At 51.2% G+C, this 26,633-nt stretch carries 23 protein-coding genes and 3 tRNA genes; 7 read left to right on the top strand and 19 right to left on the bottom strand.

Annotation, left to right across the window (positions count from 1 at the left end):
- Together radA and serB are read right to left on the bottom strand one after the other, a co-directional pair.
- Nucleotides 1–1,383 carry a DNA repair protein RadA gene (gene radA / locus DXU84_RS19200; protein ID WP_013577094.1) on the bottom strand — a complete coding sequence of 461 codons (1,383 nt, stop codon included), beginning with the start codon at nt 1,381–1,383 and terminating at the stop codon, nt 1–3.
- Nucleotides 1,384–1,403: 20 nt separating this feature from the next.
- Nucleotides 1,404–2,369, bottom strand: coding sequence for a phosphoserine phosphatase (serB, locus tag DXU84_RS19195; RefSeq protein ID WP_013577095.1), 966 nt, complete (start codon nt 2,367–2,369; stop codon nt 1,404–1,406).
- A gap of 234 nt (nt 2,370–2,603) precedes the next feature.
- Here serB and DXU84_RS19190 point away from each other — a divergent pair, with 234 nt between their 5' ends.
- The gene (locus tag DXU84_RS19190) at nt 2,604–3,392 is read left to right on the top strand and encodes a YtjB family periplasmic protein (RefSeq protein WP_013577096.1); all 789 of its coding nucleotides are present in this window, start codon (nt 2,604–2,606) and stop codon (nt 3,390–3,392) included.
- A 1-nt stretch (nt 3,393) separates the two neighbouring features.
- Here the strand turns inward: DXU84_RS19190 and yjjJ are convergent, their stop codons facing one another.
- The 15 genes from yjjJ to DXU84_RS19115 all read right to left on the bottom strand — a co-directional run bounded on the left by yjjJ (nt 3,394) and on the right by DXU84_RS19115 (nt 20,865).
- Nucleotides 3,394–4,740: a type II toxin-antitoxin system HipA family toxin YjjJ gene (gene yjjJ / locus DXU84_RS19185; RefSeq protein WP_153376525.1), complete on the bottom strand. Its 1,347-nt coding sequence runs from the start codon at nt 4,738–4,740 to the stop codon at nt 3,394–3,396.
- A gap of 173 nt (nt 4,741–4,913) precedes the next feature.
- On the bottom strand, nt 4,914–5,633 hold the full coding sequence (deoD, locus tag DXU84_RS19180; RefSeq protein ID WP_013577098.1) for a purine-nucleoside phosphorylase: 720 nt from the start codon (nt 5,631–5,633) through the stop codon (nt 4,914–4,916).
- An 83-nt stretch (nt 5,634–5,716) separates the two neighbouring features.
- A complete protein-coding gene (gene deoB / locus DXU84_RS19175; protein WP_013577099.1) occupies nt 5,717–6,940 on the bottom strand; it encodes a phosphopentomutase in 1,224 nt (407 codons plus the stop codon).
- 88 nt (nt 6,941–7,028) lie between these two features.
- The gene (deoA, locus tag DXU84_RS19170) at nt 7,029–8,357 is read right to left on the bottom strand and encodes a thymidine phosphorylase (RefSeq protein WP_037033487.1); all 1,329 of its coding nucleotides are present in this window, start codon (nt 8,355–8,357) and stop codon (nt 7,029–7,031) included.
- Between the two features lie 90 nt (nt 8,358–8,447).
- Nucleotides 8,448–9,227 (bottom strand): deoxyribose-phosphate aldolase, encoded by a 780-nt coding sequence (gene deoC, locus DXU84_RS19165; protein ID WP_013577101.1) that lies wholly within the window; start codon nt 9,225–9,227, stop codon nt 8,448–8,450.
- Nucleotides 9,228–9,775: 548 nt separating this feature from the next.
- Nucleotides 9,776–10,561, bottom strand: coding sequence for a metal-dependent hydrolase (locus tag DXU84_RS19160; protein ID WP_013577103.1), 786 nt, complete (start codon nt 10,559–10,561; stop codon nt 9,776–9,778).
- Nucleotides 10,558–11,730 carry a patatin family protein gene (locus DXU84_RS19155; protein ID WP_228389032.1) on the bottom strand — a complete coding sequence of 391 codons (1,173 nt, stop codon included), beginning with the start codon at nt 11,728–11,730 and terminating at the stop codon, nt 10,558–10,560. The genes DXU84_RS19160 and DXU84_RS19155 overlap by 4 nt, the downstream gene beginning before the upstream one ends.
- 273 nt (nt 11,731–12,003) lie before the next feature.
- Nucleotides 12,004–12,165 carry a DUF1328 domain-containing protein gene (locus DXU84_RS19150; RefSeq protein WP_013577105.1) on the bottom strand — a complete coding sequence of 54 codons (162 nt, stop codon included), beginning with the start codon at nt 12,163–12,165 and terminating at the stop codon, nt 12,004–12,006.
- Nucleotides 12,166–12,483: 318 nt separating this feature from the next.
- Complete coding sequence (gene osmY, locus DXU84_RS19145; protein ID WP_013577106.1) at nt 12,484–13,077, bottom strand: molecular chaperone OsmY; 594 nt, start codon at nt 13,075–13,077, stop codon at nt 12,484–12,486.
- A gap of 423 nt (nt 13,078–13,500) precedes the next feature.
- Nucleotides 13,501–16,056 carry a glycosyl hydrolase family 18 protein gene (locus DXU84_RS19140; protein WP_153376523.1) on the bottom strand — a complete coding sequence of 852 codons (2,556 nt, stop codon included), beginning with the start codon at nt 16,054–16,056 and terminating at the stop codon, nt 13,501–13,503.
- Between the two features lie 412 nt (nt 16,057–16,468).
- Nucleotides 16,469–18,058: a peptide chain release factor 3 gene (gene prfC / locus DXU84_RS19135; RefSeq protein ID WP_013577108.1), complete on the bottom strand. Its 1,590-nt coding sequence runs from the start codon at nt 18,056–18,058 to the stop codon at nt 16,469–16,471.
- Between the two features lie 164 nt (nt 18,059–18,222).
- On the bottom strand, nt 18,223–19,482 hold the full coding sequence (locus DXU84_RS19130; protein WP_015690488.1) for a type II toxin-antitoxin system HipA family toxin: 1,260 nt from the start codon (nt 19,480–19,482) through the stop codon (nt 18,223–18,225).
- A gap of 2 nt (nt 19,483–19,484) precedes the next feature.
- Nucleotides 19,485–19,808: a helix-turn-helix domain-containing protein gene (locus tag DXU84_RS19125; RefSeq protein WP_013577110.1), complete on the bottom strand. Its 324-nt coding sequence runs from the start codon at nt 19,806–19,808 to the stop codon at nt 19,485–19,487.
- A 231-nt stretch (nt 19,809–20,039) separates the two neighbouring features.
- Nucleotides 20,040–20,483, bottom strand: coding sequence for a ribosomal protein S18-alanine N-acetyltransferase (rimI, locus tag DXU84_RS19120; protein ID WP_013577111.1), 444 nt, complete (start codon nt 20,481–20,483; stop codon nt 20,040–20,042).
- Nucleotides 20,452–20,865: a DNA polymerase III subunit psi gene (locus tag DXU84_RS19115; protein ID WP_112197260.1), complete on the bottom strand. Its 414-nt coding sequence runs from the start codon at nt 20,863–20,865 to the stop codon at nt 20,452–20,454. The genes rimI and DXU84_RS19115 overlap by 32 nt, the downstream gene beginning before the upstream one ends.
- A 139-nt stretch (nt 20,866–21,004) precedes the next feature.
- Between DXU84_RS19115 and rsmC the strand changes: the two genes are divergently transcribed.
- Nucleotides 21,005–22,051: a 16S rRNA (guanine(1207)-N(2))-methyltransferase RsmC gene (rsmC, locus tag DXU84_RS19110; RefSeq protein WP_037033500.1), complete on the top strand. Its 1,047-nt coding sequence runs from the start codon at nt 21,005–21,007 to the stop codon at nt 22,049–22,051.
- A 4-nt stretch (nt 22,052–22,055) separates the two neighbouring features.
- On the opposite strand, the gene DXU84_RS19105 is transcribed toward rsmC, so the two are convergent.
- Nucleotides 22,056–23,048 (bottom strand): aldo/keto reductase, encoded by a 993-nt coding sequence (locus tag DXU84_RS19105; RefSeq protein ID WP_153376522.1) that lies wholly within the window; start codon nt 23,046–23,048, stop codon nt 22,056–22,058.
- A 125-nt stretch (nt 23,049–23,173) separates the two neighbouring features.
- Here DXU84_RS19105 and DXU84_RS19100 point away from each other — a divergent pair, with 125 nt between their 5' ends.
- The 4 genes from DXU84_RS19100 to DXU84_RS19085 all read left to right on the top strand — a co-directional run bounded on the left by DXU84_RS19100 (nt 23,174) and on the right by DXU84_RS19085 (nt 24,647).
- Nucleotides 23,174–24,112 (top strand): LysR family transcriptional regulator, encoded by a 939-nt coding sequence (locus DXU84_RS19100; RefSeq protein ID WP_112151017.1) that lies wholly within the window; start codon nt 23,174–23,176, stop codon nt 24,110–24,112.
- Between the two features lie 194 nt (nt 24,113–24,306).
- Nucleotides 24,307–24,392: transfer RNA gene (locus DXU84_RS19095), tRNA-Leu, on the top strand.
- Nucleotides 24,393–24,428: 36 nt separating this feature from the next.
- A tRNA-Leu gene (locus tag DXU84_RS19090) sits at nt 24,429–24,514 on the top strand.
- 46 nt (nt 24,515–24,560) lie between these two features.
- A tRNA-Leu gene (locus DXU84_RS19085) sits at nt 24,561–24,647 on the top strand.
- A 115-nt stretch (nt 24,648–24,762) separates the two neighbouring features.
- Here the strand turns inward: DXU84_RS19085 and DXU84_RS19080 are convergent.
- On the bottom strand, nt 24,763–25,047 hold the full coding sequence (locus DXU84_RS19080; protein WP_013577116.1) for a DUF1435 domain-containing protein: 285 nt from the start codon (nt 25,045–25,047) through the stop codon (nt 24,763–24,765).
- A gap of 302 nt (nt 25,048–25,349) precedes the next feature.
- Here DXU84_RS19080 and DXU84_RS19075 point away from each other — a divergent pair, with 302 nt between their 5' ends.
- Complete coding sequence (locus tag DXU84_RS19075) at nt 25,350–26,444, top strand: GGDEF domain-containing protein (RefSeq protein WP_013577117.1); 1,095 nt, start codon at nt 25,350–25,352, stop codon at nt 26,442–26,444.
- Nucleotides 26,445–26,633 lie beyond the last annotated feature (189 nt).

The raw sequence follows: 26,633 nt of genomic DNA, 5'->3' as shown, positions 1-26,633 counted from the left end.
TTACAAATCGTCGAGGATCGCCAGCGCATCAGCCAGTTTTTTGACGCCAAACACCTGCATACCGGCGGGCACTTTTTTTGGCACGTTGGCGTGCGGCACAATGGCGCGTTTAAAACCGTGCTTCGCCGCTTCGGTGATCCGCTCCTGACCGCTCGGTACCGGGCGAATTTCCCCCGCCAGCCCGACTTCGCCGAACACCACTAAATCCTGCGGCAGCGGACGGTCACGCAGGCTGGACACCAGCGACATCAGCAGCGCCAGGTCAGCACTGGTTTCGGTGACTTTCACGCCGCCGACCACGTTAACAAACACATCCTGATCCGCCATCTGCAAGCCGCCATGACGGTGCAGCACGGCCAGTAATATCGCCAGACGATTTTGCTCCAGACCGACCGCCACACGACGCGGATTGCCCATCATCGACTGATCGACCAGCGCCTGAACCTCAACCAGCAACGGACGCGTCCCTTCCCACAACACCATCACGGAACTGCCGGAGGTGATTTCATCGCCACGGCTGAGGAAAATCGCCGACGGGTTGCTGACTTCACGCAATCCCTGCTCGGTCATGGCAAATACGCCCAGTTCGTTCACGGCACCAAAGCGGTTTTTGTGGCTGCGCAGCGTACGGAAACGCGAATCAGCATCGCCGTCGAGCAGCACGGAACAGTCGATACAGTGCTCGAGCACTTTCGGCCCCGCCAGTGAACCGTCTTTAGTGACATGGCCGACCATGACGATCGCCACGCCGCGCGTTTTAGCGAAACGGGTGAGGTAAGCCGCCGTTTCACGCACCTGCGCAACCGTCCCCGGCGACGACTGGATATCCGCCATGTGCATCACCTGAATGGAGTCGATCACCATCAGTTTCGGCTGTTCTTTATCCGCTATTTCGCAAATTTGCTCGATGCTGGTTTCCGACAACATATTCATGTTAGCCGTCGGCAGACCCAGACGGTGTGCACGCATCGCCACCTGCTGCAAAGATTCTTCCCCGGTGACGTACAGGGTTTTCATGTTTTCGCTGAGATGACACAGAATTTGCAGCAGCAGCGTACTTTTACCTGCGCCGGGGTTACCACCAATCAGAATCGCACTGCCCGGCACTACGCCGCCGCCTAATACACGGTCAAACTCTTTAAAACCGGTGCTGAAACGCGGAAGTTCATCAAGGCTGATATCAGAAAGTTTCTGTACGCGGCTGACGCCCGCATCACCGGCGTAACCGGTGAGACGTTCATTACGCGCTACGGTCGGAGAAGCGGCCAAACGGATTTCAGTAATGCTGTTCCAGGCCTGACAGGCACTACACTGCCCTTGCCAGCGCGGATAGTCTGCGCCACATTCATTACACACAAATGCACGTTTTGCTGCTTTTGCCACAACTTACCTCTTTGTATTGATTAAGACTGACTACCACTTAAAATGCAGAGAACGCCAAGAAGATCGGCATGACGGATGCATACTGCGGCCTGTTCGTAGACTTTCGGTTTGGCGTGATAAGCAATGCCCATGCCCGCTACCGCCATCATTTTCAGGTCATTCGCGCCGTCGCCGATGGCGACGGTTTGCTCATGGGAAATACCCAGTTTTTCCGCCAGTTTCAGCAGGGTATCTGCTTTATATTGCGCATCGACGATTGGCCCGATCACACGGCCGGTCAGTTTACCTTCACGGATTTCCAGCTCGTTCGCGGCCACGTCGACCAGATTCAGCTGATCACGCAGGTATTCGGCATAATACGTAAAACCACCGGAAGCAATCGCCACATGCCAGCCCGCTTCCTGCAGACGCTGAACCATGACGGTCAGGCCCGGCATCAGCGGCAGGGTTTCACGCACCTGCTGGAGAATGCTGGCATCCGCATCTTTCAGTGTCGCGACACGCTGACGCAGACTCGCGGCGAAATCCAGTTCGCCGCGCATGGCGCGCTCAGTGACTTCAGCCACCTGCTCACCGACGCCAGCCAGTTTGGCAATTTCATCGATGCATTCAATCTCAATCGCGGTAGAATCCATGTCCATAACCAGCAGGCCCGGCGCACGCAGATACGGCACTTTCCCCAGCTGAGCAACATCAAATTCAAAGGATTCGGCGAGAAGCTGTACATCAGCGGTGAGTGAACCGGCCAGACGCACAACTTGATAACCTTCAACTGCCCAGGCGCTCACAATCACCAAAGCGCGGCCCAACCGGCGCTGGAACAGCGTAATACTCTTCTTATCGAGTTTTCTTCCATAAAGGAGCCATCCGGTATGCCCCGCCCGGTAATCCAGCGGCATGACTTCGTCACCGCTCAGTGAAAGGGGAAGTCCCGGCCATTGGTGGATCTCCGCAGGAAGATCGCAATAGGTCAGACTGTTTGGCATGATGGCTCCTGTAGGGCGTTATGGCATTAAGAAAAACAAATATCACGATTTACCCAAAATCATTCAGTTGACTCAAGGCAGCAACTGAATGCACCTCCGGGAACTGACACGGGTCAGTGACCGGTATAAATGAAAGCAGCAGCTTGAAGGATGCCGGGTAAAAACTGGCATCAAGCTACCTTATCGTAGCGGCTTCTGGCAACATAAAGTCATCGAAATACGCAAGGAAACAGAATGGCCAAGGCCAAACTTAAATTTCGCCTGCACAGAGCAGCTATCGTATTGATAAGTCTGGCATTATTAGTCATCCTGATGCAAGGCGCATCCTATTTCAGTCTGGGACACCAACTGGCCCGTTCAACGCAGGTGGAACAGCTTGCTCAGACGCTCGCCAGACAGGTGGCGTTTTCCCTCGCGCCACTGATGGACAGCGACAATGATGGCGCTGATATCGCACAAATTTCCACTATTTTGAGTCAGCTTACCGATAGCAGTCGCATTCTTGACGCCAGTGTTTATGAGTCCGACGGTTCTCTGGTGGCGCATGCCGGTGAACAGGTGCCGGTTCGCGACCGTTTGTCGCTGGATGGCAAACGTGCGGGCAGCTACTTCAATCATCAGATTGTGGTGCCGATCGAAGATAAAAACGGTCCGAGCGGATTTTTACGCATTACGCTGGATACGCACGTGCTGGCGACAGAATCCAAACAGGTGGATAACACCACCAACCTGCTGCGTCTGATGATGCTCGCCGCGCTGGGCGTCGGTATTATTCTGGCCCGCACCCTGTTGCAAGGCCGCCGTTCGCGCTGGCAGCAATCTCCGTTCCTGCTGACCGCCAGCAAACCGGTGAAAGAAGATGATGAACAGGAAGAAGAGCCGGATGAATTCGGCCCGCCGCCGGTGCTGAACATTCCCGAGCCGGAATCTGAGGTCGCGCCGGCAAAACCTGCCACCGAAGCGCAAACGAAAGAAGCCGCACAAGCCGCTTACCGCAGCCTGAAACGCAGCAGACCGAAGTGATTCAGGCCAGCCGCTGAATAATTGATGTTAACCCTTCCACCTGCGCCAGCATTCCGCTGGCCAGTTGGCGAAATTCAGGACTGATTGCCATATCGTTTTCTACCTTCCGCCAGAACTCACTCGCCCAATCCTGTGCATTCAACCACTTTTCTTTAGACACTAAAGGGTCGGGCGTTAAGGGTAAGGTTTCACGCCGCATGGTACCGGCGTTGGTCGGTGCAAAAGCCATCGGCAGCATGTCATACACAGGCGATATCGAAAGAGCCTGCTTTAAAGGGTCAATGGCAGGATCGATAAATGACAGATTTCCCTGGTGCATATCGCTGTTGGCGATCAGTTTTCCGAAGGCATAAATCTGCTCAATTTTGTCGACTGTAGCGGCTGTAATGACCTTGCTTTGGCGTAACCGCTGCGCGGTCAAAAACCAGTTGCTGTTTCCTCCGCCAAACTCAGCAGAGACGGCCTCAAGGGAAACCAGCCCGCGACGCCCGCACTCACCTGTCCGGTCAAATCTTTCGACCTCAAGGAAAACCTCGCCCTTTCTGCCGGTAAAAATTTCGGCTGTTGCCGCCGGAATGCCGGCCTCCTGCAAAACGCTTAACGCATGAGCTTCAGAGCGCAGTAAATCGCCCCAGCGGGAGGCGTTTTCATTGACAGCCGGAGGCGAAAATTTAACTAGAACCTGAGAGGCGTCCCGGCCTGCATGTTCTGCATAGCAGCTGAATTTAGGCTGCTCGCCTCCCGCAGATGATCCGACTTCCTCCCCTGCCAGACTTCTCTGTGCCAGCCGTTCATACACCTGAATTTTGTCTTCACGGGGAACGGGAATATCTTCAGGTTTATGAAACCATCGCTGATAGGCCATTTCTCCAATGACAAAATTCCCGACCGTTTCATCCCCCGCTCTTGCGAGAGCCACCAGCGTCTGGGATTCGGTCCACCTTTTAATGTCATCCGGAAAATGCAGGGCAGCGTTAATATCACGTCCCCACGCCCGACCTAAAAAGCCCTGAGGCCGCATATCGGTGATAAACCACGGCAGACCGTCGTAAATCAGCGACTGGCCGCTGACAACTTCCACTGCACAACTTTCACCCGGCCAGATGGAATATAGCGTCCCGACCTTTTCGGCATTTCCTGCCTCATTAATTTGGTAAAGCGGGAAGCTCCATTGGCCTTCCAGCGGACGCGGCAGAATATAACGGGTCGAGCGGCTTTGCCCGATTTTGACGATCTCAGGAATTTTAGTCAGCCGCCTTGAGAGCGTTGACTGGGTGATGTGCAGTTGCTCCGTGATCTCTTTTGCCGTCAGACTGCCCTGACGCAGTAAATCTACAAGTTCAGACATGAGCGGCTCAGTGATGAATAGGAAAATGCATAGCTAATAGCATAGATAAAAAATGAAAATAAATCGATATATCCTGAAGATATAAATATGAATACGCAAAAAAATACGAAAAAACGCATAGCAAAACGGGCGCCATCCGGCGCCCGTTTTAGTGACTGCAATATTTGCAGAATTTATTCTTTGTCGCCCAGCAGAACGGATTCCAGCGCGATTTCGATCATGTCGTTGAAGGTTGTCTGACGTTCAGCGGCAGTGGTTTGCTCATGCGTACGGATATGGTCGGAAACGGTACAGATGGTCAGTGCTTTCGCACCGAATTCTGCAGCCACGCCGTAGATACCAGCGGCTTCCATTTCCACACCCAGAATGCCGTATTTTTCCATCACGTCGAACATTTGCGGGTCCGGCGTGTAGAACAGGTCAGCGGAGAAGATGTTACCCACGCGGGCATTGATGCCTTTGGCTTTCGCCGCGTCAGCCGCGTTACGCACCATGTCGTAATCGGCAATAGCCGCGTAATCGTGATCTTTAAAACGCATGCGGTTCACTTTGGAATCGGTACAGGCACCCATGCCGATCACGATGTCGCGCAGTTTGATGTCGGCACGCACAGCACCACAAGAGCCCACGCGGATGATTTTTTTCACGCCGAATTCAGTGATCAACTCTTTGGCATAAATTGAGCAGGAAGGAATGCCCATGCCGTGGCCCATCACGGAGATTTTGCGGCCTTTATAGGTGCCGGTGAAACCCAACATGCCACGCACGTCGTTCACCTGCTTAACATCCTGAAGGAACGTTTCCGCGATGTGCTTGGCGCGCAGCGGATCGCCCGGCATCAGCACGACGTCAGCGAAGTCGCCCATTTCAGCATTAATGTGTGGAGTTGCCATCTTCTTATTCCTTAATCAGCGAGGTGTCATATTCATTATAAAAAACGCGGCCAGTATAAGAGACTGGCCGCGTAAGAAAAGTATCAGAGCATGGATTTGCCGTAATCCATCGGTGACAGGTCGAAGTATTTAGCGACTGTCTGGCCGATGTCCGCGAAGGTTTCACGGTGACCTAATGAACCTGGTTTTACTTTCGGGCCATAGATTAAGACCGGAATGTGCTCACGGGTATGGTCGGTGCCGCGCCAGGTCGGGTCACAACCGTGGTCAGCGGTGAAGATGATGATGTCATCTTCTTTCACCAGTTCCAGCAATTCCGGCATACGGCGGTCAAACAGTTCCAGCGCGGCAGCGTAGCCTGGTACGTCACGGCGGTGGCCGTAAGAGGAGTCGAAATCAACAAAGTTGGTGAAGACGATGGTCTTGTCACCCGCTTCTTTCATCTCTTTGATCGTCGCGTCAAACAACGCATCCAGGCCGGTAGCTTTCACTTTTTTAGTGATACCAACCTGCGCGTAGATGTCAGCGATTTTACCGACAGACACCACATGGCCGTCTTTCTCATCCACCAGCTTTTTCAGGATGGTCGGAGCCGGTGGTTCAACCGCTAAATCATGACGGTTACCGGTACGTTCGAAGTGACCGGCTTTGTCACCGATGAACGGACGGGCAATCACGCGACCAATATTGTAGCCACCTTCAGTCAGCTCTTCACGGGCGATTTCACACAGTTCATACAAGCGATCCAGCCCGAAGGTTTCTTCGTGACAGGCAATCTGGAAGACGGAGTCGGCTGAGGTGTAGAAAATCGGCTTGCCGGTTTTCATGTGCTCTTCGCCCAAATCATCCAGTACCACGGTACCGGAAGAATGGCAGTTACCGAGATAACCCGGCAGATTAGCGCGCTCAACCAGTTTATCCAGCAGTTCCTGCGGGAAGCTGTTGGTCGTGTCACTGAAGTAGCCCCAGTCAAACAGAACCGGCACACCGGCGATTTCCCAGTGGCCTGATGGGGTGTCCTTACCGGAAGACAGTTCGCTGGCATAAGCATACGCCCCGGTAATTTCAGCATTACCGTCCATGCCGTCAGGAATTTTACCGGTAGATTCTTCCGCAGCTTTCGCCAGCCCCAGACGGGTCAGGTTAGGCAGATTCAGAGGGCCTTTGCGGCCTTTGTCCGCATCGCCACGCGCACAGGCAGCTGCGATATGGCCCAGCGTGTCAGAACCGGCATCGCCAAAGCGCTCGGCATCTTCACTGGCACCGATACCGAATGAGTCTAACACCATGATAAATGTACGTTTCATTTTGCTCTCCTGCGAATGGTTACGCATTGGGTCACGCGGAACTGCCGCGCACCTGATCAATCTTAAATGGGGGCGATTTGGCCTGAAATCAAGCGTTACCACCGATCCGGCGGTAAACCACCGACGTGCTTTCCGGCGCTTTGTCGCTCAGGACAATGGCCGCACGCACTTCCTGCGCCGCCTGCTGCCAGGCCGCTTCACTGTTCGCGTGGATCATCGCCAGTGGCTGACGGGTATCCACTTGCTGGCCAAGCTGCGCCATATGGGTCAGACCGACGCTGTAGTCGATAGCATCGCTGGCGCGGCGACGTCCGCCACCCAGTGAAACGACGGCCATGCCCAGCGCACGGGTGTCCATCGCGCTGACAATCCCGTTGCCTTCGGCGTAAACCGGTTTGCTCAGCGTGGCCTGTTGCAGATAACGATCGTAATTCTCGATGAAATCGGTTGGACCTTTCTGGGCGGCAATCATACGGCCAAAGACTTCTGCGGCTTTGCCGTTATCCAGCACGGCCTGCAACTGACTGCGGGCGTCGGCGTCATCTTTTGCCAGCCCGCCGGACAGCAGCATTTCAACACAGAGCGCCATTGTCACTTCCAGCAGACGCGGATTTCGGTATTCACCCGTCAGGAAGCGCACGGCTTCGCGCACTTCCACCGCATTCCCTGCGCTGGATGCCAGCACCTGATTCATGTCGGTCAGCAGCGCCGTGGTTTTACAACCTGCGCCATTGGCCACATCGACAATCGCCTGCGCCAGATCTTCGGATAGCTGGTAAGTCGGCATGAAGGCCCCGGAGCCGACTTTGACGTCCATCACTAACGCATCAAGGCCTTCGGCCAGTTTTTTGGCGAGAATCGAAGCGGTGATCAGCGGGATAGAATCGACAGTTGCGGTGATATCACGTGTCGCATAGAAACGCTTATCCGCCGGAGCCAGCGAGCTGGTCTGGCCGATAATTGCCACGCCGACATCCTGAATGATGCGGCGAAAACGGCTGTCATCCGGGAAAATATCGAAGCCCGGGATGGCTTCAAGTTTATCCAGCGTACCGCCGGTATGACCGAGGCCGCGGCCGGAAATCATCGGCACATAACCGCCGCATGCCGCCACCATCGGCCCCAGCATCAGGGACGTCACGTCACCCACACCGCCGGTCGAATGTTTATCAACGATCGGGCCGTTGAGGTTGAGCGATTTCCAGTCCAGGACGGTACCGGAGTCACGCATTGCCATGGTCAGCGACACACGCTCATTCATGGTCATATCATTGAAATAGATAGTCATTGCCAGCGCGGCAATCTGGCCTTCTGAAACCTGACTGTCGCGAATACCATTAATAAAGAAACGAATTTCTTCATCGCTTAAAGGCTGACCGTCACGTTTTTTACGAATAATTTCTTGTGCGAGAAACAAGGTATCCCCCTGCCTGAGCTGAACGCTAAATGTAGATGCGAATACCGGACGCTGTAAAACAGCGCCACGGTATTGGCATAACAACAGTGATTAGTAGCTGCTGGTGGCTTTCTGGCCAGCGTGACCGAGAGTGGTGAGCAGGCTTGCCAGCAGACTGGATGCGCCGAAACGGAAGTGACGTGCGTCAGCCCATTCGCGGCCCAGCAGGCGATCAGCCAGTGCCAGATATTGCGCAGCGTCTTCAGCGGTTTTCACGCCACCGGCCGGTTTAAAACCGACAGCTTTGCCCACGCCCATCTCAGCAATCACGCTCATCATCAACTCAGCGCTGTGCAGCGTGGCGTTTTCTGGCACTTTACCGGTAGAGGTTTTGATGAAGTCAGCGCCTGCGTTGATGGCGATTTCAGAGGCTTTGCGGATCAGCGCATCCTGCTTCAGCTCACCGGTTTCGATGATCACTTTCAGCAGCACATTGGCAGCCGCACAGGCTTCTTTGCACTGTTTCACCATCTCAAAACCAATCTGCTCGTTACCGGCGATCAGCGCGCGGTACGGGAAGACCACGTCAACCTCATCGGCACCGTAAGCAATTGCCGCGCGGGTTTCTGCCAGCGCAATCTCAAGATCGTCATTACCGTGCGGGAAGTTGGTGACGGTGGCAATACGGATGTCCGGCGTGCCTTGTTCGCGCAGGGTTTTACGGGCAACAGGAATAAAACGAGGATAAATACAGACAGCAGCGGTGTTACCTGCCGGGCTTTTCGCCTGGTGACAAAGCGCGATCACTTTTGCATCAGTGTCGTCTTCGTTCAGGGTGGTTAAATCCATCAGGTTCAGCGCACGTTGCGCTGCGGCGGTTAAATCGGTCATATAACTCTCCAACAATTTTCAATTCCAGCGACCGGCCGGGACTGAGCATACAGTCATGAATTCGTTCCGGCGTTTAACGTCGGCAAGAGAATTCTGCACGTTGGCGAGCGGACTTGGTTCCTTGAAGATAGCGTGCGTAAGCGGCGTGGAACGGCTTACGTGGCAACTGAGATCCTTCTCACCGCGCTTGGACTGGCTGACGCCAGTTCGTTGTGACTATTTGAACACGTCACATCAGGTTCCTGTGTGCATTATTTCACACAAAATGAAAACCGATTGCAACGTTGCTTGGCTAAATGAGACCTTGGTCACAATTCTTAGCCCTTATGCTCAGTATTCGACCCTTAATAAGAGTGTATACCCGAATCATGACAAACGGAGTTCGGGTGGCCACACCGCGATCACCAACCGGCGATCTTACGAGCAATGTTATAATAATAACATTTTAAAGAGAAATGAAATCGCAATACGCCAGAAACCCTTTCTGGAAAGGTTTCTATACGTCAGGGTAAATGTTATTTAAATCACAAAATTAAAATTTCGACGGTTTACCGGGAAGGGAGATTAAAGATGCGGCGGGTATTGTCGAGCAGTGCAAGAGCAATCTGTTCCGGCGTTTCACTGCGCAGGCTGCACAGAATGTCGAACACGATTGCCGCCCGTTCCGGGCGATTAGGCTGCCCCTGAAACCCCTGCAACGGCATATCCGGCGCATCGGTTTCCAGCAACAATGACGAAAGCGGTAATTCTGCCATCACATGACGGGTTTTCTGCGCGCGTTCATAGCTGATAGTGCCACCCACACCTATCGCAAAACCCAGTTTGATAAACGCCTGCGCCTGAGAAAGACTGCCTGCAAACCCGTGCACTACCCCGGTTGCCGGCAGTTTTGCCTGACGCAGCAGCGCCGCCAGCTGATCGTGGCTGCGACGGGAGTGCAGGATCACCGGCAACATCTCACGCTTTGCCAGCGCGAACTGCGCTTTCAGCAACCGCTGTTGTTGCTCAAACTTCGGCGCTTCCATGTATAAATCCAGGCCGATTTCCCCGACTGCCACCAGGCGTGGATCCCGCTGGCTGAGCAGTGAATCCAGTAAATCCAGACAACTGTCTTTATGTTCGGCGATATAAAGCGGATGCAAGCCCAGCGCGGCGTGCAATTGCGGGAATTTTTCGGCCAGTGTGAGAATGCCGCTGAAACGGTCAGACGTGACCGCCGGAACAATAATCTGCCCTACGCCAGCTTCTGCGGCGAGGCGCAGGCTTTCAGTTTCCGCACCGGTAAACGGCGGAAAATCGAAATGACAATGCGTATCGACGAAGGTGAAACTCACAGATTTTCGCCCTCACTGGACGGATAATTTTCAGATGACGCCGGACTTTCCGGTGGCGGCATGTCTGAGGATGCGTGCTGCGGTTGCGGCGCACTGACCACGTTGTCTTTAAAGGCTGCCGGACGCACCATACCGCCGTCGGCGACCATATCCGTCAACACGGCTGGATCCAGAATGATTTGCTCAACCGTACTGACCGAAGCAGCCAGCGGGATCACATTTTCCGGTTTATCCTGCGGCACGATAACCTGTTTTGACTGGCGGAATATCCGTGGTTCGATTTGCGGATGAGGGCGCTCGTTTTCACGCGGTAACAGCCAGTGTGCCGCAGCAGAAAGGAAGTACCGTCCGCAGCGACGGCCAAGATGGTAATCCTGATTAAGCGCAGGCAGACGACTGCCAAGCGCGTGGCTGGCCAGCGGTTTTGGCGGGAAGATTTCGAAAATACGCACATCGTCCGGCGGATTCTCAATAAATTGCTGAATGCGGTGATAACTTTCTTCGTGGTGCTGCATCATGCGCACCAGTTGTTGCAGGCTGCTTTCACTCAGCCATTGTTCCATGCGCTTCATCCATTGCGGCGTATAGAACATCGCCGAAGGCACGGTACGGATGACCACAATGGTATCCGCGCCACGGCGGTACGCTTCTTCAACCGGGATCGCGTCACTGATGCCTCCGTCCTGATAGCTGACACCATCCAGATCCACACCCATGCGGTAAAAGCCCGGAATAGCACTTGAGGCTTTGATCACGGGTAGCCAGTTTTCCCGCGTCGGCGAGAAATAATTGGCCGCATAATCATCACTGCGACAGGCGCACATCAGGAATTCCCGGCCGTCGATCAAAAGCTTTTCAGCACTGTCCATCGCCAGCGGCATGTTTTTAGCCGTTTCTTCAACCAGCCAGTCGAGATCGATAAGATGTCCGCCGCGCACAAAACGCAGCGGGTTGAAAAAGTCAGGGCTGGTGGTGTAGCGGGTGATCACCCTTCTGGCATAGCCGGGCTGCCCGCAGACGAAAGCAGAGAGATTTTGCGCACCCGCAGAGGTGCCCAGATATAAATCAAAGGGATTGAAACGCGCGCGCTGAAACTCATCCAGCACGCCTGCCGTAAAAATGCCTCTCTGCCCGCCGCCTTCGCACACCAGGGCAATCTTCCCCGGCATATAGGGTTTGTACGCCAGCGGTTCTATATTCCCCAGCGTGACAGGTATTCTGTATCCCAACGCATCGTCCTCACGCAAATGGCCCCACTCAGTTGGCCTTCATTTCAGAGCATACCTCGTCTTCCTGCTTTGCGTAGATTTCTTGCCAAAATCGGGCGACAAAATCGTTACGTCCTGTTAACGGCCAGATTGTACACATAAAAGAATCGCCCCCTTCAGTGAAGGGGGCGATGTCATTAATTAACACATTTTGGCATCACTGGAATGATGCGGTCAGAGTCGTTTACGACCGGTAAACAGGCTGACAAGAAACAGAATGATACCGACTACGAAGACGATTTTTGCAGCCCAGGCCGCTGTACCCGCCAAACCACCAAAACCGAGAGCCGCCGCGATCAACGCGATGATTAGAAAAATAATGCCCCAACGAAACATAAGCTTCTCCTTTACCCTATTTTCACTTTGCCATTTTAAAAGGTTGTGCCCCGCTTCGGGCCGGACTCATTGTGAAACATTTGCCTTATGACGCTTTATCAACCGGCAGCATGCCGGTAACAAAAAATGCTTACCTAATAAAGGTAGTCGAAAAATGAAAGTCTTAGCGTTTCCGACACAATATTTTTCCGACCGCAGGCAAATCTCGTCCAACACAAATCTTCAGCGGGCAACGTAAATGTAATTATGTGTTATTCAAAAAATGAAGCGCCCTGCCCGTGGGAAGGCGCTTCGTACAACAGACAGAGCACGTGATCGTTACGGTGCGACTTTCAGGTCATTTTTGACGCTTTTCACGCCATCAACGGTTTTCGCAACGCTTTCAGCACGGTCAGACTGTGCCTGATCTTTCACTGCGCCTGAGAGCTGTACCACGCCGTCGGTCGTTTCGACTTTCACGTTACGTGACGGGACAATGTCATCCGCCAGCAATTTGGCTTTTACAGAAGCCGTGGTCGCGCTGTCACCGGCATAGGCTTTAACGCTTTGATCTTTGCTGTCTTTGGTATGCAGTTTGTCGCTGACGGATTTAACACCTTCAACTTTGGTTGCCGCAGCAACAGCCTGCTCGGCTTCAGCCTGCGAACCGACAAAACCACTCAGCGTAACAACACCGGAATTCGTCGTGACGGAAATATCGCTACTTTTAATGGCTTTATCATCTACCAGAGCACTTTTCACTTTCGCGGTGATAGCGCTGTCGCCCATGTAGTTATCAACTTTCTTCATGGAACTATCGATTTTTGCACCTGCGCTATCTGTAGTCGTCGTTGCTGCCAGAGCGCTACCGCTCATCAGTGCGGTACCCAGAACTACGGCCATCATTGAATAGGCAAATTTAGAATTTTTCATCGATTTCTTCCTTTTGGTTTATGAGCCTTGTTGCGACTCTGCACGCCACATTCTTGGTGACGCCTTATAACAAATTGTATTGCTGCTGTTTTTACTTCCGTTGTAGCAGAGTACATCGTTTTATTCTGGCTTTTAATCACCATCCGACATAACTCTCTATTGAGTGACTTTAAAGTAGTGCTTTAAGCCACCCTGTCCTGAACACACATTTAATATAGTCAAGAATGTTCAGATTAGTAGGGAGATCGTCGAATATGGCCTCTAATGCAGACAAGTCCGAAGGTTTACGCCAAAATTTGCGCAAAATATCGGCATATTGATAACAAAGCGTAAGATCCGGAAGGGTATCAGATAAAAAAATGGCTCCCTTTACAGGAGCCATTGGAAAATTATTGCGTTAGAAATCAGTCTTCGGTGGTGAAATTACTGTTTATCCCACGCATCCTGCCAGTTAGTGCCGGTCGCAGGAGCATACGCCCAGGCCGCCTGACTACACCAACCGGAGTATGGGAAAGGCTTACATTGATAGATGCCACCGTCACTGCCTAATACCCGGGTTCCCGCGACGTATTTCTCACTACTTTGCGGATAAACATACTCATAATCCCCTGCCGCTGTTTTGGCTTTCACCAGAATCGTGGTCGTTGCGGTATCGGTTAAACCGGTGTTATCAGTGACGGTCACGTCGACAGTAAAGCGCGTATCAACTGTTACTTGTGGTGCATTGATCACTTCAGTGTTGGATGCTGCCCCCTGAGCCGGTGCGACTGGCAATCCAGCCGGATTAGTCCACTGATAATGTAAATCAGCAGCCTGCGTATCCGGATCTGTCACTTTTGCTGTCAGCGTCAGCGATTCACCTGAAGTCACGGTATACGTGGATTCAAGGGTAACGGACGGTGCAACAGGCTTAGATGCATCAATCACATTCACGCTGGTTTGCGCTGTGGTGCTGCCTTCGCCGTCACTCACGGTCAGCGAGAAGGTATACACCGCATTGGTCACCGGTTGCGCCACGCTGAATGTCGCTTTTGCCGCGTCGCTGTTTTGCAGCGTCACTGCTGGCCCGGAAACTTGCTTCCACTGATACGTCAGGGTGTCGCCTTCTTTATCGGTGCTGGCTGAACCGTCAAGCGTGATAACAGCGGTTCCATTAACCTGCTGAGCAATACCGGCATTAGCGACCGGCGGCGTATTGGTTTCTACCGGTGCCGGTGAACCGCTGGTGATTGGCGCAAAGATTTCGCTGTAAGCGTACATCGGAGCCTGTTCCGGCGTCATACCACTGTGTTCCGCAGAAACTTGCCCTGAAACACCCGGCTGATCACGCGCCACAGACCACGCACCGATCATACCCAGGCCATAATCTTTTGCCTGCTGATAAACCAGACGCGCATCGGAAAGATAGAACACTTCTCCCTGCACATCGTTATAGCCAATCATCGGCGTTGTCCCCAGCATGGCGTAAACCTGTGCGGCGCTCTTCTCAGGGTATAAACCTTTCACCTGAGTGAACAGATTATCGATGGCAGAAGTGGCACATTTACCGTGAATATTCTGACCTTCAGTGTTGGCTGACTGGCATTGTACGTTGCCGTAATCCATCGCCATCACGTTAATCCCGGTCAGCACGACGCCCTGATCTTTGGCATCCTGCAACACTTCCATCCCTTCATGGGTTAAACCGGTTGGCAGAACAGGCAGGGTATACCAGACACCGATGTGACGGCCTTCGGCAGCCCAGCGATCCTGTACTAATTTGACGGCGGCATTGCGGCGCTGAATAGATTCTTTATCAGCCAGCCAGTTTCCTTCGATATCGAAGTCAAGCACCTGCAGGTTCAGGTTTTCGACAATGTCATAATAATGCTGTTGCAGATCATTCACGTTATTACAGGCTGCGGCCAGAGGCGCATTGTTCGCGCCGCCGATCGACACCATGATATCGCCGCCTGCTTCACGTAATGCTTTGATTTTGCTGTATTGCGCGTAGTTGGTAACACTGTAAGCGGTGCCCCACGTCGGTACACAGGTGTTAGCATCTTTAGCGACCATAAAGGCCATGGTGAAGTGGTTAACGTTCTGGTTTTTCGCCAGACCGACAAGGTCAGGCTGCATATTTAAGGTGAAATCGACATAAGGCGCATAGAACTGAGCAGGCCACGGATTTTTCGGCGTACCCACGCGCTCTTTCGTGCCGCTCCAGTCCATATACACAGCCCACGGTGAAACATCGTCAGGTTTAACTTTCTGAACTATTACAGAAGACTGATAATTTTTGCCGTTATATTTCACTAATGAATTAGCAGGATATAAGGTATCGATATTCAACGTTGGCGCGTTATCAATTTGATCCTGAGAGTAGGTTTGAACCGGACCTAAAGGTTTCCACGGATGGCCATTATTTCCGTCCGGGTTCTGATTAGCCGTCAGCGACGGATCATTATTAATGGTGTAAAACAGAGCTTCATACATAACTCCGTCTTTCTGAACTTTATCGCCCTGATTATAGGTTGCACTGCTGCTCCAGACCGGCGTCGGTGCATACACTACCCACGGGTTATTTTCTGCTGGTGCGAAACTGTGAGCCGGCGTTGGTTTAGACGTTTTGTATGTCATGCCATTTGCCAGAACAATATCACCGGCTAAATAATCACGACTGCTGTCATAATCGACATAATTATTCTGCGTGCCGTCGCCGGCAATCTCACAAACGGTCGGGTTGCCATATTGGCTCATTTCAGTCGCAGATGCGTCGCGCACCTTACGCCAAGGGTTGGCACCTTGATCTTGTTCCGCTGTGCCCGGGCAGTTTGTCGCACCGACCCACCAGGCATTTGAGTAAACACTGCCGTCAAAGATGACTTCAAATGTGTCACCCCCTTCCTGTCCGTTCCAGGCTTCAAGGGCAAAAGCGCTGGCTGAAGCCATCGTCAAACCGGCAACACAGAGCATCTGTGTGATTTTATTCATTCTCATAACTACATTCCTTATATATATATCATTGCCATGGCGGGATATTCATAGAATACATATATGTTTCGCGAGAAAACCTATTGTAATTCCTGTGAAATTAAGACTTTTGTTACTATTTCATAAACAAAAAATATTAATTACCCCCAAAACATATTAAATAAATATGAGGTAATTTATTCACCACACATAATGGCATATCTATTAAGGAATGGACTCATCTAAACATAACTAATCGCACTAATAATTAAAATTAAGATTATTTAATAAGTCAGGTATATTTTTCATTAAAAGGCATACAAATATATAATAAATGCTCTGTCTTAACAAAATAAATTAATATATGTTTTATTAATACAAAATTAAGAAACAATAAAAAAGGCGACATCAAAGTCGCCTTTTCAGAAACAAGAATGAATTAATGTTCGCGTGTTTTACGGAATTTCACTTCAGGATAACGTTCTGAAGCCAGATTCAGGTTCACCATAGTGGGTGCGATATATGCTAAGTTATCGCCGCCATCCAGTGCGAGGTTGGTTTCGTTCTTGCGTTTAAATTCTTCGAATTTCTTCACGTCGCTACACTCCACCCAGCGGGCGGTCGAGACATTCACCGATTCGTAAATCGCTTCCACGTTGTATTCGCTTTTCAGACGCGCCACGACCACTTCAAACTGCAGCACGCCGACCGCTCCGACAATCAAATCGTTGTTGGCGATTGGGCGGAAGACCTGTACCGCGCCTTCTTCTGAAAGCTGTACCAGCCCTTTCAGCAACTGTTTCTGTTTCAGCGGGTCACGCAGGCGGATACGGCGGAACAGTTCAGGGGCAAAGTTAGGAATGCCAGTGAACTTCATGTTCTCACCCTGAGTAAAGGTGTCGCCAATCTGAATTGTGCCGTGGTTGTGCAGACCGATGATGTCGCCCGGATAGGCTTCTTCAACGTGTGAACGGTCACCGGCCATAAAGGTCAGGGCATCGGAAATCACGACGTCTTTACCCGTACGCACCTGACGCAGCTTCATGCCTTTTTCATATTTGCCGGATACCACACGCATAAACGCCACGCGGTCACGGTGTTTCGGGTCCATGTTGGCCTGAATTTTAAACACGAAACCTGTGAATTTCTCATCATCAGCTTTCACTTCGCGCAGGTCAGTTTTACGTGGCATCGGCGCAGGAGCCCAGTCCACCAGACCATCAAGCATATGGTCGACACCAAAGTTACCGAGCGCGGTACCGAAGAATACCGGCGTCAGCTCACCTTGCAGGAAAGCTTCGTGATCGAATTCATGTGATGCACCCTGCACCAGTTCCAGTTCGTCACGAAGTTGCGCAGCCAGATCTTCGCCGACGGCAACATCCAGCTCTGGATTGTTCAGGCCTTTGACCACGCGAACTTCCTGGATGGTGTGACCTTTACCGGTCTGATACAGATACACTTCGTCTTTATAAAGGTGGTAAACCCCTTTGAACAATTTACCGCAGCCGATCGGCCAGGTAATCGGAGAACAGGCGATCTTCAGCTCGCGCTCCACTTCGTCCATCACTTCCATCGGATCGCGGATATCGCGGTCGAGTTTGTTCATAAAAGTCAGGATCGGCGTATCGCGCAGACGGGTCACTTCCATCAGCTTACGGGTACGATCCTCGACACCTTTTGCGGCGTCGATAACCATCAGACAGCAGTCAACGGCAGTCAGGGTACGGTAGGTATCTTCGGAGAAGTCTTCGTGCCCCGGGGTGTCGAGCAGATTAACCAGACACTGTTTGTACGGGAACTGCATCACGGACGTGGTGATGGAAATACCACGTTGTTTTTCCATTTCCATCCAGTCGGATTTGGCGTGATGGCTGGAGCCACGGCCTTTTACAGTGCCGGCTGTTTGAATGGCCTGTCCGAATAACAGAACCTTTTCGGTAATGGTCGTTTTACCGGCATCGGGGTGAGAGATGATGGCAAATGTGCGGCGCTTAGCCACTTCAAGGGCGTATTCACTTGGAGACATGTTTTTCACGTTTCTGCGGTTGGTCCGCCCTGCATAGGATTCACATCACGTCAGAAGGTGACGTCAGGCAAAGCGGTAATAAAAGTTATAGCCGGCTATTTTCACTGATTTAGACGGGATGGGCAATCAATGGTTTTTTTGTGTGGTGTGACTAAGAGAGCGCTTTAGAAACGGAAGTCGGTTGAAAGTGCGGCCCAGTGTTCTTGCAGAACTATTTTATGTTCTTCAAGCATCGGTAACTCCGTAAGCAAATCTGGCCAGCATTTACGCGCAATTTCAATGGCTTCATCAAGATGCACTTCAACGGCAGACCATGGTACACCAATTCTTTCAGCCCAGCGCTTGAAGGTCTGCATATTAATCACACTCCATCGTTTTTCTTTTGCCATATTCAAAGCCACACCATCTTCCCTCTTAACGTAGGGTTTGGTAGAAACAATGTCATAGGCAGGTGAAAGGACAGCGTCCACTCGATTGGGGTAGATCACCGTCCAGTTTTTTAGATGGGCATCCCCATTCGCCACTAAAATGTTCGCCAACATCCGGCGCGCCATCTGCTGAATATCGATGATTCCTCCTGCACCGACTCTATAAAGAGCACGACCAATATCGTCGTAGCTATAGCCCTTATATTTATTCCGCGCATAAACCTGAAAAATCTGTGCAAAATCCTCAGTATGCACGCGCCCTTCGTCCGTGCGGTCAAAGCGACGAATCGCGTAAGCATAAGGCTCATCAGGTAAAGGGATATCAGGTAAATTGATCAAATTTCGGAGCTCGACAAGCTTAATCTCAGGGATATTGACACCGATTACCTGCGCTAATTTCATCGCACTAAATTCATTCTCAGGCACTGCACGATGTGCCGTTGACGGTGTTTTGATAATCCAACTGTCTCCCCCGACAGCCGTACTCACGTTGAAACGGCCATCTTGTCGTAATGCAGAGAACTTCATCTGAACACCTGCCAGAGAAAATTTGTCGGTGCTATGCAAAACATCAATTTGAACGGCTTCCAGTTTGTCGCCACGAGATGTCAGCGCCCAGCCAGGTATTTCGCCCCCCTTAAGTGGCACGGCGGTTATCCCACCGGGCAAGTTATTACCGGCATAGGCCAGTAATGGGAACTCATCGTCATGATGGACTTTCAACGTCAACGCCATCCATTCTCGCAATGCGCCTTCTGACAACAAATTTGAAAGAACCGGGGGAAGCTTGTGAAAACTGATAAGCGGCTTATTGAGATATTCTGCCCGCACTTTTTGCGTCAATGTAAAAACGGGACGCTGACTGATGGGTAGTTCAAGATACTCCGGGGCAAAAGATAGGATATTTCGGCTGCCCGCATAATGTGCTAAAACCCCTACACACTGCTCATCAAGATACAGTGCTAAAGCCTCGACTGACTCCACCAGCTTCTCCATGTTTACTCCTTTAAATCACTTAAGATGTCATCCCAATCATTGTTAAGACTCTCTGGCTCCGGCTCAGATGGGCGGTTACCGTTACTAATTGTCGAATCAAGCAGCTCTTTAATCTCTTGTACACGCTGACGCGGCACCAACATGAGTTCCAGCTCCATGCCTTCCAGGATCCTCAGTAACGTTGAAAGACGGGGATCCGCACCCGCTTCAATTTTCTGATACTGCTGCTGAGTCATACCCGTTCTCATACGCATATCTTGTTGGCTCAGCCCTAACTGCCGGCGCCTTTGTTTTAATAAGGTCGGCAATTCATTGAGAGTTCTCATTAGCTATCTCCTGACAGACTACTTACAACAAAATAGCTGTTTTCCGGGTTATTTAACAACACATTAATTGTAATAATTAAAATTTACACTTAATTTGCTGTAAATAATCCTAATTACAACTCTTTAACTGTAAATATAATGAATTACACCTTTTTAATTGTAATTTTGGCGGAATACAACTAATTGGATGTAAATAGTATAAATTACAGTAAATGAGATGTTGTTACGGTATCACCCCAGCGGCAGCGCCATCATGATGGCATCTTCGCGGCCTTGTGCGGCGGGATAGTAATTACGGCGAATGGAAAGTTCATTAAAACCGAGGCTTTCATAGAGCGCGATCGCTTTGGCGTTGGAGGCACGAACTTCAAGCCATAATGTAAAAACATCTTTCTGTTCAAGTTGTTGTATCACTTCTTCCAGCAACGTACGGCCTAAGCCCTGACGCTGAAAAGCCGGATCGATAGCGATATTAAACAGTGTGGCTTCGTCGAGAACAATTTGAGTGATCGCAAAACCAGCCATCACTTCGCCCTGCATGATTTTGAGATTCAGATAGCGTTCGCCCTGATTGCTGGCAAGCGTATTTTCAGTCCACGGAAAGGCATGGCTGGCTTGTTCGATGGCGAATGCGCGGGGAAGATCAGCGGGCGTCAGGATAGAAATGTTGTTCATTTTCACAGATCTGCTGCCAGAGCGCGCGTTTGGCGCCGGCGTCTTGATAGAGTGCGGCCAGGGCCGGACTGGAGAGCTGCGGGCCAGTGAGAGTCAGCGGTTCGCTTACCCCCAGTCGCCAGATATTGCAGCGGGTATCTTCAGGTAACATAGTGACCTGTTCAGGCGTCAGGCGGTAAACTTCTGATTCTTTTAGCGTCAGGCTGCGCAAAACATCGCTGACCAGCGGATCATCTTCTGCTGGCGGAACGGCGGCGACGATCAGCAATTTAGTTCCCGCGGGCAGACTGACTGCCACTTCGCCTTGTAATACAGCAGGCCGGCGCAGCGTCCACTGGGTAATGCCCAGCTGTTGTAATAATGTATCTCGTCTGGATGCCATGCCTGATCCCTGCCGGTTGAAGTGCGAAAAGCCCGGCTATGCTAGCAAACACATCGAACATGCGCCAATAAAGCTCGATTACTCAATCAGAGACGAAGAGTATATAATCCCGCGTTCATTCCTGAGGAGCCTCACCCTGATGTCTGCATTAACTCCGGCCAGTGAAGTCATACTGCGCCATAGCGAAGAATTTGAAGGCCGCCGCGTCCTGTTCGCCGGTGACTTACAAGACAGCCTGCCAGCTGAAATTGACGCCGAAGAAGTTCGCGTCCACACCAATATGTATCACCACTGGCAGATGCTCAGCAAAGCGCTGGGAGATAACGTTCAGTTTGGCTTAGTTGCTGATGCTGAATTCATCACGCCGTGTGATGTGCTCGTCTATTACTGGCCAAAGAGCAAACTGGAAGCGAAATTCCAGCTGTTCAACTTACTGTCACACTTACCGGTCGGCATTGATGTGTTTGTCATCGGTGAAAACCGCAGTGGCGTTCGCAGCGCGGAAACCACGCTGGAAGGCCTGTGCGAACTGAGTAAAGTCGACAGTGCACGTCGTTGCGGTTTGTACCATGGCCGTCTGGAAAAGCAGCCTGAGTTTGATGCTGACGGCTGGTGGGATCAGTACATGGTCGAAGAAGTGACCATAAAAACCCTGCCGGGTGTATTCAGCCGTGAAGGTCTGGACAGCGGAAGTCTGTTGCTGATCAACAGTTTCGAAGAGCCGGTTAAAGGTAAAGTGCTGGATGTTGCCTGTGGTGCCGGGGTACTGGCCTCGGTACTGGCCATGTACTCGCCGAAGATGAAAATCACGCTAAGTGATGTGAGTGCGGCCGCTATCGAAGCCAGCCGCGCCACACTGGCGGCAAACGATCTGCCGGGCGAAGTCATTGCCAGCAACGTCTATTCCGACATTGCCGGGCGTTTCGATATGATCATCTCCAACCCGCCATTCCATGAAGGTCTGCAAACCAGTCTGACAGCGGCGGAGCAATTGATCCGTGGTGCGGTAAGCCATCTGAACATCGGCGGCGAACTGCGCATTGTGGCGAACGCCTTCCTGCCTTATGCCGCCCTGCTTGATGACGCCTTTGGCAGCCACGAAGTGCTGGCACAAAACGGCCGCTTCAAAGTGTACCGGGCCGTACGTGGACGTCCGCCGCGCGATCTGAAAAAGAAAAAACGTTAATCAGTCAGACGTTGAGGAAACGCATCAGTTCCGCGTTGTAGCGATCACCCGCTGCCACGCGGAAAGGAAACACTGCTTCGATCGCCGCGATTTCGGCTTCACTCAGGGAGACATCAAGCGCGGCGATGTTTTCCTCAAGATAATGACGATGTTTGGTGCCAGGGATCGGCACTATGTTATCGCTTTGCGATAATACCCACGCCAGCGCCAGTTGCGAGGATTTCACCCCTTTCTCCTGCGCCAGTTCACTGATTTTCTCCGCCAGTTGCAGATTTTTCGCGAAGTTGTCCCCCTGAAAACGCGGGCTGTCGCGGCGGTAATCATCCAAATCCAGATCGTCCACTGAACGGATTTGTCCGGTCAGAAAACCCCGACCCAGCGGGCTGTAAGGCACAAAACCAATCCCCAGACGCTCACACGCCGGTAAAATATCGGCTTCCACATCACGTGACCAGAGCGAATATTCGGTTTGCAGCGCGGTGACCGGATGCACTTTATGCGCCCGTTCCAGAATGCTCACAGGCACTTCGCTCAGCCCGATATAACGGATCTTGCCTTCCCGCACCAGATCGGAGAGCGCGCCGATGGTTTCTTCGACCGGCACCGTCGGATCCGGACGGTGCTGATAATAGAGGTCGATAACGTCGGTCCCCAGACGCTTCAGGCTGCCTTCTACCGATTTGCGGACATAGTCCGGATGGCCGTTTGTACCCCGCACCTGCGGATGGGACGGATCACGCACAATACCGAATTTGGTGGCTAAAAAAACCTGATTGCGACGCCCTTTCAGGAAACGCCCCAGCAGTTCTTCATTGGTATGCGGGCCATACATGTCGGCGGTATCCAGCATCGTGACGCCCAGTTCCAGCGCACGCTCCAGCGTTGCCATCGATTCTTTATCATCCAGACCGGTGGTATAGAAGTCGCTCATGCCCATGCAACCCAGCCCCAGCGCTGACACCATCGGACCCTTTTTACCCAGCTGACGTTGTTTCATCGGATTTTCCTTATGACACAGAGAGGAGAAGTAACGGGATAAAGTTTGGTTGTTCTTTCAGGAAAGATAAATCAGCGAAAACGTGCAACACTGTTCATAAATCGCAAACAATCATTGAGAACAGTATGGATCAAATTCAGGCGATGAAAATCTTCATCCGCATTGCCGAACTGGAAAGTTTCAGCCGGGCTGCGGAAGACCTTAATGTGCCACGCGCCACGGTCAGTACGACCCTGAAACGTCTGGAACAGCGACTGGGTGTCCGCTTGTTTCTGCGCACGACACGGCAGGTCAAAATCACCGATGAAGGCAAAATCTATTATCAACGCTGCCTGCAATTGATCTCAGCGCTGGAAGAATCTGACGCCCTGTTTGCGCATCACAAAAACCAGCCAGCTGGCATTGTCCGCATCGACATGCCGCATTCTCTGGCGCGCGTGATGGTGATCCCCGCGCTGCCGACGTTTTACCAGCGCTATCCGCAGATAACCCTGAGTGTCAGTGCCAATGACAACGCCATCAATCTGCTCGATCAGGGGGTGGATTGCGTGGTGCGTGCATGGCCTTCGGAAGATGACAATCTGCAGTCGCGCCATCTGACAGACCTGAAACAAATCACCTGCGCATCGCCGGAATATTTAGCCAAATTTGGTACGCCGCTGACACCGGAAGATCTCACCGCACATCACGCCGTGGGCTATTTTTTTGCCCATCAGCGGGCAGATTCACATCTGGAATTCGTGACTGACGGAAAGATCGAAAAGCGACAACTCGCCAGCACGCTGACCGTCAGCGGCGCCGATGCATACGTCGCCGCCGCAAAAGCGGGTTTTGGGCTGATTCAGGCCTCGGAACTGGCCATGACGCAGGAACTGGCACAGGGCGAACTGGTGGAAGTACTGCATCAGCATCTTCCGCCGCCAATGCCGCTGTACATTATGTATCCGCCCGGCCGCTTCCTGGCCCCGAGGATCCGCGTGCTGCTGGACTGGCTTATCGCGCTGTTTTCCAGCCCTGCTGACCCGGTGTGTAAGAACCTCATTATGGGAAAAATCGTTGATTAAACCATCGATTAACCTGACGACGTTCTGAGACATTGAACCATTCACCACGAATATGCTGTTTTTTACATCAAACGTCCGAAATGGGGGAAATAACTATTGACGCCTGTGGGAAAATCTCTAGAATTCGCCCCCGTGGTTGTGTTACTTGCTGATGACATTCTGATGAATGCATCAACACAGTAATCAATTGGAACGCGATGGTGGCGGAATTGGTAGACGCGCTAGCTTCAGGTGTTAGTGTCCTTTGGATGTGAGGGTTCGAGTCCCTCCCTTCGCACCAATACAATCACAAGATTTATATTGCACGGCACGGTACGCGATGGTGGCGGAATTGGTAGACGCGCTAGCTTCAGGTGTTAGTGTCCTTTGGATGTGAGGGTTCGAGTCCCTCCCTTCGCACCACTCCGGTGATATAAATCGAATCCAGCAGTAAGCAGAAATCATCTGTGCGAAGGTGGCGGAATTGGTAGACGCGCTAGCTTCAGGTGTTAGTGTCCTTACGGACGTGAGGGTTCAAGTCCCTCTCTTCGCACCACGTGATTCTGTTCCTCAGTTTTTCCTTCCTGCAATACTTCTTTCAGTTTCAAAAAATAGAAAAGACCCGCAGCTTTACTGTGTTTCCTGTTTTTCATCTTAAAAAAATCCTTTTATTACAATAAACTAAAATTCAACGTTACCGCAGCCAGACTTCCTGCCAGCGCCATAAATGATGGCAGCAACATATAGTGTCGCAACGTACGGTGGAACAGCATGCCCAGCGTGATCAGCATTGCAACGACTATCAGCACACGTAACTGATCGAGCGACATATGCGTCAGGGCAAGCAGCGGCATCAGTGCGCAAGGCAACAATACGCCCCAACCGCTGGTAAGACGTTTGCCAAACATCCACACAACCGCCCAGATGCCACATGCAATGGCCATTGCTGGTATCATAACCTTGCTCCAAATGATGGTAATGAGAACTAATATCATATAGGATTTTTTCTCATTTACCACCTATTTACAGTCCCACCCTTCGTTTGGGTGACACCTGACCGCAAAAGTGTTAGTTTTGTGGCAGTTAAACCACATTAGTACAGCCTCAATTAAGACAGTCACTATAAAAACAACATTTATTGCGTTCTAATAATTACATATTAGAACTATTAGCCTTCCTGCATGGAATAATTACGCGGTATAGGGCGATAAGACACTTTATCTATTCAGAACAACACACGCTAAATAGAGTAAATTTGATGATATCTCATTCCTATGATGAGCTGCTTAAAAGCAAACATCGGCTGGCGATGTTGCTATTCTTTTTTTTAAATAGTGCAACTGCATTATTTTCTATGGCTTACCCGCCAGAGAATGCAGTCTCTACGCCATTTCCGTTGGTGCTGATTTTTGTGCTTTGTTTTTCAGGGCTGATATTTTCTTTTTTCAGTAAGAAAAATTACTCTGCCCATCTTAATATGTGTTCAGTCGCCGTCGGGCTGTTATGGGCCTGGCAAATAACCTTACGCTTTGAAGAAATCGGCCATCTGGATAAAAATTATCTTTTAGTCAGCTTGCTCAGTATATTCTTTATCAGTGCCATCGCTTTATCAGATAATTTTCTGGCTTTTTGCCTGCATGCAGTACCTTCTACTCTTTGCGTCATCTTCTTAGACGATTTCCAACATGTCGAGCGCATCTTATTTACCGTGTCATTGCCGCTGATTGGCCTGTGGCTGCATCATCTGATGCTCAAACGCAGCGATGAATTTACGCGCAGAATGGTGTCCAATCTCTACAGCGAACGGGAAAAATTCAGCGACCTGAGTATGCTCGATCCGCTGACCGGCCTTTACAACCGCCGGGGTTTGCAGAATAAGCTGGAAACGCTGTTCAATCAGGATTCAGGGCACTACGTTATGCTGCTCGATATCGACCATTTCAAAGCCTATAACGACAACTATGGCCACACGATGGGCGATCAGGCATTGGTGCGTGTCTCTGCCGCTATCCGCGATGCAGTGCGCTCGCGGGATGTGGTTGTCCGTTATGGCGGAGAAGAGTTCCTGGTACTGATGTCCAACGTTAAACAGGAACACGCGGTTCGCATGGCAGAGCGTATCCAGAATAAAGTCCTCGGGCTGAATATCCCGCATTTGTTTAATGTTGAGGTCTCCACCCACGTCACGGTAAGTGCCGGGCTGGCTGCGCTGGAGGACGGTGACTTTATTAAGGCTTTAGGTAAAGCCGATGCCTCACTCTATAACGCAAAAAACAGCGGCCGTAATAAAATATTTTATGCCTGGGAAGAGACCCAGGAGATACAGCAAGCCGTGGAAGAAAAAATAGCCTGACGATGATTTATATATAGTATTAATAACAACACACTTATTGTTATTAATTTTTGCGAACAATGTTCAGCGTTTTACCGGTTCGTCATAAAGAAAGCCGTCATTCATTTTCACTGCATAATCATTCAACTTTCAGCCAGATTAATGGTTCTGGCTGAAAGTAAAGAAACTTGTTTACTATAATGAATGTTA

Source organism: Rahnella sp. RcJ3 (assembly GCF_009498575.1).
GTDB classification, from domain to species: Bacteria; Pseudomonadota; Gammaproteobacteria; order Enterobacterales; family Enterobacteriaceae; genus Rahnella; species Rahnella aceris.
The sequence above is the reverse complement of the archived record's forward strand: the minus strand, read 5'-3'. Positions and strand labels throughout refer to the sequence as shown.